The sequence below is a fragment of the Salibacterium halotolerans genome (assembly GCF_900115625.1).
GTDB lineage: Bacteria > Bacillota > Bacilli > Bacillales > Marinococcaceae > Salibacterium > Salibacterium halotolerans.
The window spans coordinates 44,467-60,823 of record NZ_FOXD01000001.1 but is presented as its reverse complement, the minus strand read 5'-3'; the positions used below and the strand labels follow the sequence as shown (position 1 = coordinate 60,823).

Here is a 16,357-nt window from a genome sequence, read left to right as displayed (position 1 = left end):
CATGACACAAACCTGTAATAAAGGGTTCTATTATCATTATCTCATAACGAAAAAACGTGCTGAATGTCCGTATGACCGTAAATCTTCCCTGGTTCTTGTTGCGGGCGACGACAGGAATCAGGAATAAACATGGACCGTTTGGCTTGGACTTGGTGTTTCGATTCCTGTCAGTGAAATGGATATCTCTTCCCCAATAGGGAGCTGCACATCTGCCGGGGTATCGACTGTCCATGAATGCCCTTGAACCTCTACAACATAATGCATTTCTTTTCCTTGAAACTGAGAATTCACTACTCTTCCTTTCAGACCGTCTCCGTGTTGGTTCAACTGAAACTGCTCCGGCCGGACCGGAAATGTTCCATTCTCTATAAAGGTCGATGCAACCCGGGTGCAGGGCCACACAATATCGGTGTCAGATAATGGATGAAATCCTTCCGGTGTAAAGGTACCAGGAACCATATTAGCTTTTCCGACAAAGCCGGCAGTAAATTCAGTCTGCGGAAAACTGTAAATATCGCGCGGACTTCCGATTTGTTCTATCGATCCGTGATTCATAACAATAACTCGGTCAGCCATGGCAAGCGCTTCGGACTGATCATGAGTGACATAGACAATCGAGGTCTCTGTTTTCCTGTGAATGGCTTGAATTTCCCTCCGCATCTCCAGACGCAGACCAGCATCCAGACTGCTCAGCGGCTCATCCATTAAAAGCAGGGAAGGCTGTGCAGCAACAGCTCTGGCGAGAGCGACACGCTGTTTCTGCCCGCCCGATAACTCATTTGGCATACGATCCGCATAATGCTGCAGTCCGACCATCTCCAGTACCTCCTTCATCCGTTCTTTTTTCTGTTTTTTGAACCTGTCCGGGACATATTTATGATGATCCAGCGGAAACTGCACTTGTTCTTTCACTTTCATATGCGGCCAAAGGGCAAAAGATTGAAACACCATGCCTATATTACGCTTTTCCGGCGGTACCATGTGTCCAGGCTCTACTGCCTCTATGTCATCAATTCTTATATTTCCGCTCGTGGGTGTTTCGAATCCGGCAAGAAGCCGAAGCAATGTAGTCTTGCCGCAGCCGGATGGTCCCAGCATTGCAATGAATTCCCCGTCTTTTATATCCAGATCGATAGATGATAAAGCGACAGTGTCTCCGAATGTTTTTCTCACATCCTGCAATGTTGCACTCATGTCTTCACCACTTTCTTTTTCCAAAGATGATGGGCAAGCATTAACGAACCAATAACCATCAGCATTAAAACAACCACAACAGTGGAAAATGCGGTGGAATAATGCGTGTAACCCGCCTGTTCAAAATCAAATATCGTGACGCCAATAGTTTCATTTCCTGCCGACATCAAAAGAGATGATACTGTAAGCTCGGTAAATGATGTTAAAAATACAAGCATTGTGCCGCTGATTAAACCGGGGAGCAAAAGAGGAAGCATGATTTTTCTCCATTTGATGAGTCCCTTGGCTCCAAATACATGGGAAGCTTCTTCCATTGAAATATCCACCTGCATCAGTGCTGTCATACTGCCCCGTACCTGCAAAATCATAAAGCGGGTGATGTAGGCAATCATTAGTATACCGATACTTCCATATATTCCTGGGTTCCATCCTGGTATCGGCTCCATCCAGGTAAATATCATCGCAAGAGCCAGCACAATACCAGGCAGTGCATACGGAAGACCTGTAATGAGTTCTGTACTTCTTGTGAGTGTCGAAGGCCTCCTCACCCGGTAATATGCCAGGATGGTACCCGCGATTAACGCCGTTACCGCTGTCCATAATGCAAGCATAAGGCTGTTTCCAATCGCTCCCTGCGTTTTCTCGTTTTCAAATAATATGTAACTGTAATTGGAAAATGTGATGGTCTCCAGGCTGAAATCTACGCCATACGCGGAAAGCAGCGAAGAAGATACCATCGAAGATAGTGGTACAAAACTGATAAACACCAGCGCCACCCACACTGCCGTCTCAGCCGGAAACCTCCATACACCAAGACGGAAACGAGGCCCCGTCTCTTCATGTGCCGTCTCCAGCTCCCGTGATTTTCGTAAAAGCATCCACTGCAAAAAAGTGCCAAGAAGGGCTATAACACCAAGCAGAACGGATAGAACAGCTGCCCGGGCAAAAGCGGATGGTCCGAAACCAACTACCTCTTGATATATGGCCGTGCTTAGAACTGTAATATTTCCCGGAATACCGAGAAATGCAGGGATCCCAAAGTTATCCAGGTTAGCCAGAAATGCGAGTAGACCTCCCCCGGTAATGCCTGGTAGAGCAAGCGGCAATGTAATTTTTCGAAAAACTGTCCACTTTCCCGATCCGGAAGCCCTTGCCGCAGATAGCAGTTCCTGTGGAATTTTCCGAAGAACGGCTACGGTAAAAAGATACACCAATGGATAATTCGACAGCCCCAGCATGAATATCATACCGGGCAGCGTGTATAAATCGGGAGTCTCCAGATTCCCCGGCAGCCACTGGAGTATACCGGAGAACCAGCTGGAATCGCGGAAAAGCTGCGTCCAGGATAAAGTGATGATATAAGACGGAATGATGAAAGGAAGCATAACCATCACATGAATCGCTTGTTTGGCACGTATATCGCTGTACGTAATCAGCCATGCCATAAATACCCCAAGAAGCAGAGTCATTATAGTAGATCCCAGCACCATCCAGAACGTATTCTGTATTACCGTCCATGTTCCTGCGTCTGATAATACCTCATTATAATGCTGCCATGTTGGAACCGCGTCTTCAGTGAAACTCAGCCATATAAGGCGGACGATCGGCAGTACAAAAAAAAGGATCAATACCACCAAGGTGACCGCAAGCATCATCCGTTTCCATAATACTGGGTGTGCAGAAAGCGCGGAAAACCAGGAAGCAGGTCCTCCCTGGTTTTTTTTCGCTGTATTATCCATGGAACGTCACTCCTTACTCCTGCGCCGCTCCAACGATATCGGCAAACTGCTGTTTATCCTGCTCGCGGGTTTCAAGAAGCTCCTGCACATCATGGGAAAGAATGTTTAATTCATCCACTGTTTCCAATCCTTCAGGAGCATCTACTCCTTCTCTGATCGGCGTGTAGCCAATCTCTGTTGAAACTTCCTGTCCCCGTTCAGAAAGGACAAAGTCCACAAAAGCCTGGGCGGCTTCCTTGTTATCTGTGTTCTTCATGATTCCAATTGGTTCGGTAATGACCGGTACCCCTTCATCCGGATACACCAATTCAACCGGTGACCCTTCTACCGCCGCGCGGGCCACAATAAAGTCTACAACCATACCGTAGGATTTCTCACCTGAGGCAACCGACTCGAGGACTCCTCCGTTCCCCTGTACAACCGTGACACCGTTATTGCTTACGTTTTGGAAAAAGTCCCATCCGAATTCATCTTTCCGACTCATCACCCCGACATTGTAAGCTGCAGCACCGGAGTACAATAGACTAGGCATAATACTTTCACCGGCTGCCGCTTCCTCGGTGAGCACTTTCCAGGAGTTTGGGATCTCTTCCACGTTGTCTGTATTGACGGCCAGAATAGTGGACATGATTTTCGTACCATAGTATTGATGGTCCGGATCAACGAAGTCATCCGGTATCCCCCCTGCTTCCGGTGATTCATAAGACATAAGCATATCCTGTTCCTTCAGAGACTCAAACGTAACCGAATCCGCCACGAGCATCACATCAGCCTGAACATTACCTGCTTCTTTTTCAGCCTGCACCTTGCTGATCACTTCTTCCGTGCCGGACCTGTAAACTTCCACGTCAACATCCGGATACTCTTCGTTAAAGGCAGATACAAGAGCTGTTGCATCTTGATCCGGCTGCGAGGTATAAAAACTAAGACTTCCTGATACACCTGACGTTTCTGCGCCTGCTCCGCTGCTGCTTTCCTCATTTGCTCCGCAGGCAGCTATCAGACTCATGGTCATCGTTCCAATGAGAAGTGCTGACATACGTTTCATTTACGGTATCCTCCTTATATTCCTTATATTGTGAACCCGCTATTTTGTTTCGCTCATTGTCTGGTGCCCCGGATGAATGGTTATGTTCGACGCCTTGAATTGTTCCGCCAGTTCAATGGAACGCCATATCTGCTGATAAGATGCTTCCCGGATATCTTTATTAATGGATGCCGGATTCAAATCCCAGTTCGGAGCACCGTCTCCTGAACAGATTCTGTCTGGTTCAACTCTCCCCCTTTGGCGGTATGTAGTTTCTCCCTGACGATAACCATACGATATGAATATTAACCTCTTATGAAACAAGCACTAGCTTTTTGTAAAGGGATGTGAAGACACGTTAACATTTTTTGATTGGCAGTCAAAAAGGAATGTTATGTAGAATCCGGGCGGAAATGGCAGTGGACACTAAAATGTTTATTCGCAGTATTAGTGGTTCCCGGACTCTGCCGGCATCCATCAGCGTCTCCTTTCCGCAGCGTAGTGTCCGTAAAACAGTGCTCCATGGACACTACGCAAAAATATACATAAAATAGTGGTCACGCAGCCGGCTCAAAAGCTGTTCAGCCCCACGCGCATAACGCATGCAGCACAAAAAATCCGGACGATACCGAATGCCCGCAGCATCCAGGATGATCGTCCGGATTGTTTTGATTTATATGCTTCTGCCTAAGTTCAGATTATCCCCGTTTCGAATCGGATACACCATCAACGATGAGCCATATGGCTGCGATGACGTGCATAATCCAGCCGACTACAGGAATCCAGGCTAGCAGTGAAGTGACAAGGCCGAAGATATTTGGTGCTTTCGACCGGCGGTACACAAACATAATCGCCAGAGCGACAAGATGTAGAATGAAAGCTGTTCCGAGTGCCCCGTAGCCGGTGAACACAACAATGCTGCCGCCGATAAACGGAATGGCAAGCAGTGCTTCGAACCCGCCGGTAATAAATTTCGCGAGAGCCGGTATCATTTGATAAGAACCTCCTTCTGTACAAAACGTGCTTCTTCCTATACGTTACCCTATACGCTTAGGTTTCACGCTTCTATTTTATGTGACATGTTTCCTGATGGTTCCCAAATATGAAGTCATGAAAAACCCCTGAGCAAAAAGCTCAGGGGAATGGGGAGGAATTACAGGTTGATCGATACGTCCGCATTTTCACGCAGACTCTGCACAAGAGATTGTGCGGCCTGAGATTCTTTCTGGCTTACGATTTGCTGCTTAAGCTGTGGTTTCATTTCTTCGTAGGAAGGAATACTCGACTGGCTGCTGCTGTCGCTGCTTCCGCTTCCGCTGCTTCCTTCACTACTGCTGCTGTCGCTTCCACTGCTGCTCTCTTCGCTGCTTCCGCTGTCACTGCTGCTGTCACCACTGCCGCTACTGCCACTGCTGGCCTGCTGCTGTTGCTGGCGCTGCGACTTGAATTGATCGTAGAGGTTTCTCATTTCTTCTTCCGACGGCTGCACATCGCCGGCTTCTTCTGAAATCAACTTATCGAGTTTTACTTGATTCGAAAGTTGATTACGTACCTCTTCTTCACTCATTCCCTGCTGCTCTTTTAACGTGGAAAAGAGCTGATCCTGATTTTTTATGCCGCTGCTTTGTTCCACCAGATTACTGATTTGGTTGTTCACTTCTTTCTCGGTAGCTTCCAGATTACGGTTTCCTGCTTCCTGAATCAGAAGTTCCTGGCCGACCATGCTGTCTGCCACCTGCTGTTTAAGCTGATCCTGTTTGATTTCCTGACCGCTCATCTGAGCCTGAAGCGCCCGCTGTTGAAACTGTGATTGATATCTTGTTTTAAATTCTTCGCCGGTAATCTCTGTGCCGTTTACCGTCGCTACGGTGTCCGGAATATTATCAAGTTTCGGTTCAGGCATGGAGGACTGCTGTGAGCTGTTTCCGCTGCCTGAATCCGATGAACTGCTTCCTTCACTGTTGCTGCTGCCACTGTCTTCAGACTGTTCTTGGCCTGAACCTGCCTGACTGCTGTCACCTGAAGAGCCACTGTCACCGCTGCCTCCGCATGCAGCCATTACGGAAATAATCAAAGCAAGGGAAAAACCAAATAATACTTTTTTAATCAATGTCATTCTCCTTTTTTTAAAAATTTATACTGATGTACCTGAAACAAACGCACTGCGCTTACGCCGTCATTTTCGCATTCCGGCGTTAACCCTGCATGCTTCATCCCCCCAACTAATCGAACAACCTCTTCTTCATGTTCCTAATCTATCATCGCAATGTATCAGGAATGTGTCAAAGATAAAAAACCCTGCAGAGAATATTCTCTGCAGGGCAGACACCTTTTATGAGGAGGTATTCATTGCGCTGACAACGAAGCTCTGTCCGCCGTAGGCTTCTTTGAGTTCAACGACAGCCTGCTCATCGTTCGGGGAATACGCAACGCTTGCGATCATGTCGGCGCTGAGTTGTGCATCAGAGGATGTCAGCTGACTGATGTCATCAATCTGCCATGTACCTTCCGAATCCTGGGATACGTCCAGCGCATCCACATCATCGGCAAGCTCGAGGCTGTCAATTTGTGAAATGCTGTTTTCGACTTCTACTTCCACCTGCGCAAGGGTGGTTGTAAAGTCACCTTCCACGTGTTCAAGATAAATTTCGGCTGTCCCTTCGGATTGACCCGTCACGTTGAAATCCAGCGCTTCATCCGCGGTGACGTTCATTGAATCACTGCTGGCTACCGTGGCGACGTCTTCGTCACTGCTTCGTACCTGCAGGCTGCCGGAATCATTCAAGTTAGACAGCGCACTTTCAATTTCACTGTTACTCAAGTTGATGCCGTCATACATGGCACCGGTTGAAACGGTGAACTGAATTTCTTCCGAATCTTGATTAATGGAGCCGCCTTCGAGCGCGTTCTGAAGATCGACCGATTCGGGTTCGGTGGAAAGACTGAACTCATCGACTTCGGAAGAATCAAGCTGGACGAATTCAAGGGTTGTCGTACCGATGGTCTCGTTATCATACGTGAACTCGACTTCATACTCGCCTTCAAGATTATCCGGATACGATACATCGAGTTTGCCTTCACTGTTTACCGTGGCACTGCCGGATGTCACTTCGGAACCGTCAGAGTCGGTGATGGTATAACTGATCTCTTCGTCGTTACCGTACGGCTGATCATATTGATCCAGGACGGTGAATGTGTCAGAAGTGGAGTTTGTTGTATAACGTTTTGTCGTTTCATCTGCTTCCATGCTGCTGATTTCTTGATTGGCCAGAACTTCTACGTTATATTCCACTGGATTGTCCATGCCTTCAAAATGAACGCTGAAGGTCACATCCCCTTCGCCGGTTACCTGAAGACCGTCTTCGTTATAGTAGGCAATGGAGGCATCACTTGACGTCACGCTCTCGACTGCCGGGAAGGACGCTTCATCGGCATTCACTTCGTCACCGAAATCGTTGGTTCCGGTAACCGGTTCAAACATCATACCTTCCTGAGCCGGAGTCACGTAGTCCTCTTCATAACGGCTGCCGCTGTCATTAAACAGGGCCACTTCGGTAACCTCGGTCACGTCACTTTCTGAACTTACATCGACTTCCATCTCTTCGGATTCAACTTCATTTCCGTCTTCATCTGTAACCGAAACAGCGTAACGGAAGGTATCAGAAAGATTATCGCTTGTTCCGTCGATAACACCTTCCTGCTGCGCCTGATCGGTATCAAACGGAGCATTGTTGGAATTATAAAGGAACTCTACTTCATAGCCGGCGTCTTCCAGTTCTTCCACCGACAAATGACGGATTCCATTCACGGTGAACTCAAGCTGCTGGTCTTCTGCCTGACGAATGGTGCTGGTGGTGGCTTCCACGGAATCCACATTGATTTCGGAATAATCAAAGTCCATTTCAAAATTGTTCACCATCAATGTGCCGGCCATGCCTTCCAGATCATTGTCCGCATGCTCCACCATGATGGTTTCTCTATCGTCACTGATTTCTACATTGGTCGGCGTGACATCCGTCTCTTCGTCGTCTTCGTTCATAACGGAGATATTAAGCATCTCTTCCACATCGGAGCTGTCCCAGTCTTCATTTAATGCTTCATCGAGGTTGATATTAAAGCTGGTCGTAGACTGAACCGACACGTCATCTACCGTGATGTCACCGGACTGCGTCGCTCCACCGGTAAAGGTCATGCCGGTATCTTCGCCGTCATACGAAAGACTGTATTCTTCATCATCAGTCTGTTCTTCTGTTGTCAGACGCACAACAGTGCCTTCCGCATTCTGGCTTGCTTCCGAATCTTCCGGTGCGATGGTTTCCGCGTCCACGACATCCAGGCTTGGATCAATGGAGAAATGATCGGCATCGATATTTCCTTCCACACTGCCGTTAAAGCTTACTTCCACCGTCGTATTATTTACCGCTTCCACGTTGGAAACCGTTGTTTCTTCTTCTTCATCCTGTCCAATCTGCATGGCACGGTCAAGGAAAACAGCGAACTGTGCTCTTGTTACCGTTTCATCCGGACGGAACATATTGTTGGCGGTGTCGGTGATATCATACTGAGACAGAATGCGCACGCTGCCGCGGTGGCTTTCATGTACTTCATCAAGGTCCGCGACGTCTGCCTCTGCATCTTCTTTTTCATCAAGATTAAATGCTCTCACGAGAATGGTTGCCATCTGTTCACGGGACAAATCCATGCCCGCCGCAAACTCGGTGTTGTTCTGGCGTCCCCGGATCAATCCTGCTTCTTTCACCGCTGCCGCAACAGGAGTGAAATAACTGTCGTCGGAAAGATCGTCAAAAGGAGCCTCTGCATTCTCATTCACATCCAGGTTAAACGCTGACGAAAGCATCGCTGCGACCTGGCCGCGGTTAATCTCTTCACCAGGACGGTATTCGCCGTTTGGATAACCACTGATCACTCCGTCTTCAGCAAGTTTCTGGATGGAGTCCGATGCCCAGTAATCATTATCTATATCAGGGAAGGACTCAGCGGCATCTGCGTGCTGCACGTCCGCTGGTACCGCAGCACCTGCTGCCGCCACCATGGCTGCTGATACAGATCCTGCTAAAAATTTGCGATACGTTCTTGGTTGATAAGCCATACTATCTCCTCCTTAGGAAATTCTGCTATCACATTTTCGGGCCCTGACATGCTGTATACCTGAATCTATCAAGTATTAAACATACCACCCAAAAATGGTTGGGGATAGAAACCTATTCCGTTCATTCCCTATTTACACTTTAGAAGAAACTTCTTTGGTTGAAAATCATTCCTCTGTATCATTTCTATGCCGCTTGGGAAGGCCCTGGGCAGATAGTTTAGGCGGTTTTTCGTTATTTTTTCCCAAATCTATCAGTGAATGGTGCTTATATCTACTCTCATCCTTCTTTTTCCTCTTAAGTGAAACAAGGAATTCATGCACTGCTCTTCATAGGAGCCCTTTTACGGACACTGTTTGAAGCAGAAATAGAAATAACGGGCATTATACGCAGCACGGTGAACACTATCCTGCTTCTTTTCAGCGTCAGTGGGGCCAAACAGACGTCGGCGGACACTAATCGTCGGTGACAGAACCGTAGTGTTTGCGAAACAGTTGTCTACTGGAAATGAGAACGCCGGCCATTCCCGAATCGGCTGTATTTTTTACTCAAAATACGCTTAATCCGCTTTTTATCAATGTCCAATCCACACCATTCATGCACTCCTCTGGTCGTAAGCGGCTCTTCGGGAAATAACAGTTTCCATTCTTCTGCGTTTCGTATGACCCCCTTTTCCAGTGATTCTGCTCTACCGCATGCCGGGCAGATCAGTGTCCGCTGCGGCAGTTTGAGGAAAGCAGAGCACGCCCGGCACCGGATTCCATTTTGCAGCTGTCTTCGCGTAAACGCCGGAAACTGGCGGAACGGGGACATCTCTATATGAAGCGCCTGGAGTTTTTCAGCGGCCCGGTGTGATTCATGGGAAAACTGCACGGGGTCATGTTTCCATTGTGAAACAAACGGTTCGATTTGGTGTGGAAAAATAATAGGAAGATCATAAGAGGCTTGATAGACATAGAAATCCGGGTTGGTGAAAACGAGAGAAGCTTTAACAGGGAGGGAGATGCGGTACTTCTGAAACAACTGCCGCAGCAGGGATTGATTTCGCTGCAGCTGCAGAAGCGGATTTTTGATTTCATATCCCGTCGTGGTGTACCACACTTCATTTTCTATCATGAAGTCTCCTTCATAGTTTTTTACTTCGAAAAGATGGACAACATCGTGGGACAAAAGAAGGGTGTCTATTTGAAAGTGCGTGTTATTGATTTCAAAAAGAAGATCGCATAAAATCACAGACTCGTCGGGCAATGCCTGCAGCTGGCTGTCAAAATATATTTCACCTTCCAATCCTTTTTCTATGTTCATTAGCTGCTGCCTGTATTTCAGGGGAAGTTCCATGCGCGGAGCCAGAGAACGAAGACAGAGGAGTTCTCGGGAGGGAAATCGGGGTTTAAGAAACATGGTCACCCGCCTATCTTGGTTATTTTGAATTAATCATATAGTAGCTATGTAGAAAAAGCAAGAAAAAAATGGAACGCCGGCGCTCCTTATATGTGCCGGGTCGGGCCGCGGTGCAGCATGGGGATGAGTGTGGACACTAAGGGACTCAAAAAACCAGCTAGTGTCCATCGGAGAAAGGTCCGGGGATACTACCTCCCCTCAATCCCACGCTAGTGTCCCCTCCCTACCTTCCGTGGACACTAATCCACTTTAACCAAACCGTAGAATCCATTCACCCTGCTTCCAGGGACACTAACACTGCATAACTATCAACTAGTGTCTCCTCCTCTCCCCATCCTTCATGAGATTTTTCTCACGCAGCATATCCCCTGACCCGGGGAGTGGTGTGGACACTAAGGGACTCGAAAAAACGATTAGTGTCCATCGAGGTAAGCTCCGTGGACACTATCCCGCTCCAATCCCGCTCTAGTATCCCCTCGCTCCCGCTGGGGATACTATTCATCTGTGTTTGCTGGATAGTGTCCACCAATCCTCACTCCATGGACACTAAAGCAGTAAATCTTTCAACTAGTGTCCCCTCTCCTCCTTTCCCTCTTCTCCTTATCAACCCAACATATAACAAACAAAAACAAAATTATTTTCTTTTCTTTTTGCATTTATTTATATTGATTTATGTTGACCTTGTGTATGCTGTGTTATAAAATACCAATTGTAAAAATGAAAACGCTTTAAAGAAGGAGGCGGAGAATGAAAATAGGAAAGAAAAGTACCACCGGATGGCGCGCGACGATTGCAGTGGCCATGGCGAACTATATTGAAGCCGGATCCATCATCGCCGCTGCCAGTAGTTTGACGTTATGGGAAGCTTATCTTGGACTGGATAATACCGCGGTCGGACTTTTAAGTGCATTAAGTGCAAACGCTTTCGGTGCCGCGATAGGTGCTCTTATCGGTGGCCCTTTAAGTGACAAATTGGGACGGAAATTTATTTATACGTATGATCTGCTTGTTTATATGCTCGGCGTCCTGTTAGTGGCCGGATCGGTCAACTTCACGATGCTTCTTGCCGGTACAGTGATCACCGGTATTGCAGTCGGAGCGGGTGTGCCTGCTGCCTGGACCTACATTGCAGAGCAGGCGCCGGACAAAGAGCGTGCGAAACACGTGGGCACAGCACAGCTGGCCTGGTCGATGGGGCCCATGATCACCTTTTTGCTGGCTGTAGCCGTCGCACCGCTTGAGCTGATGGGAAGCCGTTTGATTTTCCTGCATTTATTTGTAGTAGCCCTTATCACCTGGTACGTACGGCAGGGACTTCCCGAATCCGACCTCTGGAAAGAAGACAGAGATACCAAAAACAAAACCAAAAATTCCACCCCTATCTCAAAAGGAATGCTGGTTGAACTTTTCACCATTAAAGCAAACCGGCAGGCTCTCTTTCTGTTGGTCGGGATCTATCTGTTCTGGAACTTGACCTCCGGTGCCATGGGCTATTTCATGCCGTATATTTTTGAAAATGTCGGGGGATTAAGCAACGAAAGTGCCAATCTGCTTCAGGCCGTGCTATGGTTCTTTACCGTTGTCCTCACATACTTTGGCTTTATGCTTCTGGGAGACAAAATGAGCAGACGCCTGCTGTTTTCCATCGGAGCCGTTGCCGGTATTGCCGCGTGGGTGATGCTGACGTTTGCAGGCATGAGCTGGCCGGTGCTGATCACATTCGTTATCCTGTGGGGAGGATCGGCAGGCATTGGAGCGCAGGCTTTTTACGGACTGTGGGCCGCAGAACTGTTCCCGACCCGCTACAGAGCAAGTGCGCAGGGACTAATGTTTTTCATCGTCCGTTCCGGCATCGCCATCTGGTCGTTTGTTCTGCCAACCGTTATGGCCACACTCGGCTTTCAGGCGGCCGGTATCGTCATGATTATATTCCTCGTCATCCACCTCATCATCGGCGTAGCCCTTGCGCCTAATACACTGGGTAAATCACTCAGCACGATTGAAGAAGAACGATTTGGTGAAGTGATAAGTGAAGACAAAGTAAAAGAACAATAGAGAAACAGATCCCGGACAGTTTGCTGCCCGGGATCTTTTTGTACGCAGGTTATGCCTCGACATAGGTAGTGGCGGGAGGTGGTTTGGATACTAAGGAACTCGGAAAAATAATTAGTGTCCACCGGAGTGAGTTCCGTGGACACTATCATGCTCAAACTCTGCGTTAGTGGCCCCTGCCAGCCGCCCGTGTACACTATCCGTCTGCGCCAGCTTGATAGTGTACACCAATTCCACTTCCATGGACACTAAAGCTGTCCCATCTATCAACTAGTGTCCACACCCTGCCACTCAAAAAACGACCCCCGTTTCTCCAACGGGGGTCGCGCTATTATTCATCTGAAGGGCCTTCGAGATTTGCTCCGTTCGTCCGGATAACCTCCTGATACCAGTAAAATGATTTTTTCCGTCTACGCTCCAGTGTCCCGCTGCCGTCATCGTGCTTGTCCACATAGATGAAGCCGTACCGTTTGGCGTATTGGCCGGAAGAGGCACTGACGAGGTCGATGCAGCCCCAGGCGGTATAACCGATAAGATCAACACCGTCCTCAACCGCTTCCCGCATCGCCTGGATGTGGTTCTTGAGATACTCAATCCGATAATCGTCCTGGATGCTGCCGTCGTCCTCCAGCTTATCGTAGGCGCCGAGCCCGTTTTCCACGACCATTAACGGCAGCTGGTAACGGTCATACAGCTCGTTCAATGCGATACGAAGTCCCGTCGGATCAATTTCCCATCCCCAGTCACTAGCTGCGAGAAACGGATTTTTCACGCCCTGCAGCAGATTACCGCTGCTCAGCTCTTCCTCTGATTTCTCTTTTTTCTCCGTCTTGGACATGTAATAACTGAGAGAAATGAAATCGACGGTGCCTTCTGCGATTGTCTCCAGGTCGCCTTCCTCCATGTCGATGTCGATGCCGTTTTCTTCGAAGTACCGTCTGCTGTAGCCGGGGTACTCCCCGCGGATCTGCACGTCCCCGCACAGGAAATTGAAGATCCGTCCTTCGTCGAGTGCGTGCATCACATTTTCCGGATTGGAATCATAAGCGTAGGTCGGCGCATACAAAAGCATGCAGCCAATGCGGGAGTCCGGGATAATATCATGACCAAGCTGAACGGCTCTGGCACTTGCGACGAACTGATGGTGCAGCCCCTGGAACGATTCCTGAAGCCGCGTTTCTTCACTCGTCGCTGAAAAACCGAGTCCAAACAGTGGAAAATGCACAGCACCGTTGATTTCATTGAAGGTCAGCCAGTATTTCACTTTATTTTTATAGCGGTTGAAAAGAACCATCACATAGCGTTCGAAAAAGTCCACGAGCTTTCTGTTTTTCCAGCCGCCGTACTCCTTGATCAGATGCAGCGGCGTTTCGTAGTGGGAAATCGTGACAAGCGGCTCGATGCCGTGCTTATGCAGTTCATCGAACACACGGTCATAAAACGCCAGCCCTTCTTTATTCGGTTCCTCTTCATCTCCATTCGGAAAAATACGGCTCCAGGCAATACTCATGCGGTAAACGTTGAAACCCATTTCCGCAAACAAGGCGATATCTTCTTTGTACCGGTGATAAAAGTCGATCGCTTCATGGTTGGGGTAACGATACGTATCCCGGTCCATTTCAAAATCAAAACCAGGCTCTGTGAGAAGACGGAGACGGGCCTGTCCGCCGGGAAGCACATCGGCGAGATTCAGTCCTTTCCCGCCTTCCTGATAGGCGCCTTCCACCTGATTGGCGGCAGTGGCGCCACCCCATAAAAACCCTTCCGGAAAACTGTTACGTGACATCGAATGACCTCCTTCTTAATAGTAAACGTTACGCTCGGTCTGGTGCTTCTGCCTTCATCAGGTAGTCACCAACGTTAATTTCTTCTGCTTTTGTCATATGCAGCTCATCGAAGTCACCGCTGTTTGTCACGATGACCGGTGTGACAACAGAGTAGCCCGACTGCCTGATATTATCTATATCAAAATCAATCAGCTTCTGTCCTTTTTCCACACGGTCTCCCTGTTTCACATGGGATTCAAAATAGTCCCCGTTCAGCTGCACCGTATCGAGTCCCACATGGATGAGCAGCTCCGCGCCTTGATCAGTGGTGATTCCAACGGCATGGCCGCTCGGGAATGATACGGATATCTCACCGGAAGCTGGGGCAAAAACAACCCCGTCGGAAGGATCTACCGCAAGCCCTTTTCCGAGCTGTCCGGTAGAGAACGCTTCATCCGGCACTTCTGATAAAGGCAGGGCCCGTCCCGGCATGGGACTGACGATGTCGTGATTGTCTTCTTCAGCTGCACCCTGCTTCTGTTTTGCATCGGCACCCAGCGCTTCGCGGTCTTTCTGACCAATTCCTCCAAAGAAATACGTCAAAAGAAAACCTACAATAACGTTCAGACCCATTGCTATCATACCGCCCCAGAATCCCATATCCAATCCATCCGGACCGATTTTGGATGGAATACCGAAAATACCAAGACCTCCGAGCATGTACACCCGTGTTCCCATTAATCCCATCACAGCGCCGCCGATAGCGGATGTAATTAAGGTAATGATGAACGGTTTCTTTAACGGCAGGGTAATGCCGTAAATGGCCGGCTCGGACACACCGAACACACTTGAAATCGCAGCGGGAATCGATAATGATTTTAACTGTTTCTGCTTTGTTTTAACCAGCACACCCAGAACCACACCGGTTGTGGCAAGAGAAGTAGCTGAAATGTAGGCCAGAATAGGATCGGACCCGTTGACCGAAATATTGTTCAGGCCGATCGGCACCAAGCCCCAGTGCAATCCGAACATGACAAAGACCTGCCATAATCCTCCAAGTAGAAAACCAGCTAATATGGGGCTGAGTTCAAAAACCCAGATGGTTCCACTTCCAATGATCGTTCCAAGCCATGTAGCAATTGGACCGATAACAAGAAACGTCAGCGGAGCAATAATTAATAAGGTGAAAAACGGTACCAGAAACGTCTTCACAACATCCGGAATGACTTTTTTCAGCCAGCCTTCAAATCTTGACGCAACGAACGCGGATAAAATAATCGGAATCACTGACGAAGAGTACGTCATGAGAATGACCGGTATGCCGAGAAACGTGATATGAATCGGAGACTCAAATAACGTACCCGAAAACAACGTATACTGCGGATCGCCTTCTGTCAAACCAGTAAGTGCCGGGTAAGTCAGAGCAGCACCGATGGCCATACCAACGAGCTGGTTTCCGTTGAACTTTTTCATGGCTGTCATACCAATAAATATAGGAAAAAAATGGAACAGTCCATCGCCGACTGCCTGCAGAATCTGGTAGGTTCCGGACTCTTCTGTGTAGAGCCCAATGGCATGGAAGAAAGCGTTGAAACCTTTGATCATACCGGATGCGGCAAGCACCCCGAGAATTGGGGCGAAAATACCTGAAATAATATCAATCAGCTTGTCGAATACCTTTTTATCCGACTGATCGTCCTGTTCTTTTGTGTCCTGCTTCTGAAAGCCGCCGACCTCCACGACTGCCTGATAGACATCGGGCACATGATTGCCGATGACAACCTGGTACTGGCCGCCGCTTTGCGTAATCGTAACCACACCGTCCATGTTTTTCAGCGCATCTGTGTCTGCCTGGCCTTCATCTTTTAATTGAAAACGAAGACGCGTGACACAGTGTACAACATTGTTCACGTTTTCCGTTCCGCCAACATGTTTTATAATGTCATTGGCTAATTGTTTATATTTCATCTTCAGCACGTCCTTCTGTTTGTGTCATTCAAAAAATCCCTTTCACTCAACCTGCATGTGAAAAAATAAATAATTGCAACCCCTTACAAATAAAGGCCGATA

General features: G+C 48.2%; 13 protein-coding genes. 2 read left to right on the top strand and 11 right to left on the bottom strand.

Going from position 1 to position 16,357, the window contains the following annotated elements:
- Positions 1-117: 117 nt before the first annotated feature.
- The 7 genes from BM124_RS00245 to BM124_RS00220 all read right to left on the bottom strand — a co-directional run bounded on the left by BM124_RS00245 (position 118) and on the right by BM124_RS00220 (position 9,070).
- On the bottom strand, positions 118-1,194 hold the full coding sequence (locus tag BM124_RS00245; RefSeq protein WP_093334644.1) for an ABC transporter ATP-binding protein: 1,077 nt from the start codon (positions 1,192-1,194) through the stop codon (positions 118-120).
- The gene (locus BM124_RS00240) at positions 1,191-2,933 is read right to left on the bottom strand and encodes an ABC transporter permease (protein ID WP_093334643.1); all 1,743 of its coding nucleotides are present in this window, start codon (positions 2,931-2,933) and stop codon (positions 1,191-1,193) included. The genes BM124_RS00245 and BM124_RS00240 overlap by 4 nt, the downstream gene beginning before the upstream one ends.
- Before the next feature lie 13 nt (positions 2,934-2,946).
- Positions 2,947-3,972, bottom strand: a complete 1,026-nt coding sequence (locus tag BM124_RS00235) for an ABC transporter substrate-binding protein (RefSeq protein WP_093334851.1) — start codon at positions 3,970-3,972, stop codon at positions 2,947-2,949.
- Positions 3,973-4,020: 48 nt separating this feature from the next.
- Positions 4,021-4,161 carry a hypothetical protein gene (locus BM124_RS18670; RefSeq protein WP_170840886.1) on the bottom strand — a complete coding sequence of 47 codons (141 nt, stop codon included), beginning with the start codon at positions 4,159-4,161 and terminating at the stop codon, positions 4,021-4,023.
- Positions 4,162-4,658: 497 nt separating this feature from the next.
- Positions 4,659-4,952, bottom strand: a complete 294-nt coding sequence (locus tag BM124_RS00230; RefSeq protein ID WP_093334642.1) for a hypothetical protein — start codon at positions 4,950-4,952, stop codon at positions 4,659-4,661.
- Between the two features lie 161 nt (positions 4,953-5,113).
- A complete protein-coding gene (locus tag BM124_RS00225; protein ID WP_170840885.1) occupies positions 5,114-6,070 on the bottom strand; it encodes a SurA N-terminal domain-containing protein in 957 nt (318 codons plus the stop codon).
- A 222-nt stretch (positions 6,071-6,292) separates the two neighbouring features.
- Positions 6,293-9,070 carry an S-layer homology domain-containing protein gene (locus BM124_RS00220; RefSeq protein WP_093334640.1) on the bottom strand — a complete coding sequence of 926 codons (2,778 nt, stop codon included), beginning with the start codon at positions 9,068-9,070 and terminating at the stop codon, positions 6,293-6,295.
- 299 nt (positions 9,071-9,369) lie between these two features.
- On the opposite strand from BM124_RS00220, the gene BM124_RS18665 reads away from it, so the two are divergent.
- Positions 9,370-9,537 (top strand): hypothetical protein, encoded by a 168-nt coding sequence (locus BM124_RS18665; RefSeq protein ID WP_170840884.1) that lies wholly within the window; start codon positions 9,370-9,372, stop codon positions 9,535-9,537.
- A 29-nt stretch (positions 9,538-9,566) separates the two neighbouring features.
- Here the strand turns inward: BM124_RS18665 and BM124_RS00215 are convergent, their stop codons facing one another.
- Positions 9,567-10,406: a nuclease-related domain-containing protein gene (locus tag BM124_RS00215; RefSeq protein WP_170840883.1), complete on the bottom strand. Its 840-nt coding sequence runs from the start codon at positions 10,404-10,406 to the stop codon at positions 9,567-9,569.
- A gap of 810 nt (positions 10,407-11,216) precedes the next feature.
- Here BM124_RS00215 and BM124_RS00210 point away from each other — a divergent pair.
- Positions 11,217-12,524, top strand: coding sequence for an MFS transporter (locus BM124_RS00210; protein ID WP_093334638.1), 1,308 nt, complete (start codon positions 11,217-11,219; stop codon positions 12,522-12,524).
- Positions 12,525-12,635: 111 nt separating this feature from the next.
- On the opposite strand, the gene BM124_RS18660 is transcribed toward BM124_RS00210, so the two are convergent.
- The 3 genes from BM124_RS18660 to BM124_RS00200 all read right to left on the bottom strand — a co-directional run bounded on the left by BM124_RS18660 (position 12,636) and on the right by BM124_RS00200 (position 16,255).
- Positions 12,636-12,791, bottom strand: a complete 156-nt coding sequence (locus BM124_RS18660; RefSeq protein ID WP_170840882.1) for a hypothetical protein — start codon at positions 12,789-12,791, stop codon at positions 12,636-12,638.
- Between the two features lie 61 nt (positions 12,792-12,852).
- Positions 12,853-14,307, bottom strand: a complete 1,455-nt coding sequence (locus tag BM124_RS00205; RefSeq protein WP_093334637.1) for a glycoside hydrolase family 1 protein — start codon at positions 14,305-14,307, stop codon at positions 12,853-12,855.
- A 28-nt stretch (positions 14,308-14,335) separates the two neighbouring features.
- On the bottom strand, positions 14,336-16,255 hold the full coding sequence (locus tag BM124_RS00200; RefSeq protein ID WP_093334636.1) for a beta-glucoside-specific PTS transporter subunit IIABC: 1,920 nt from the start codon (positions 16,253-16,255) through the stop codon (positions 14,336-14,338).
- Positions 16,256-16,357: the final 102 nt, after the last annotated feature.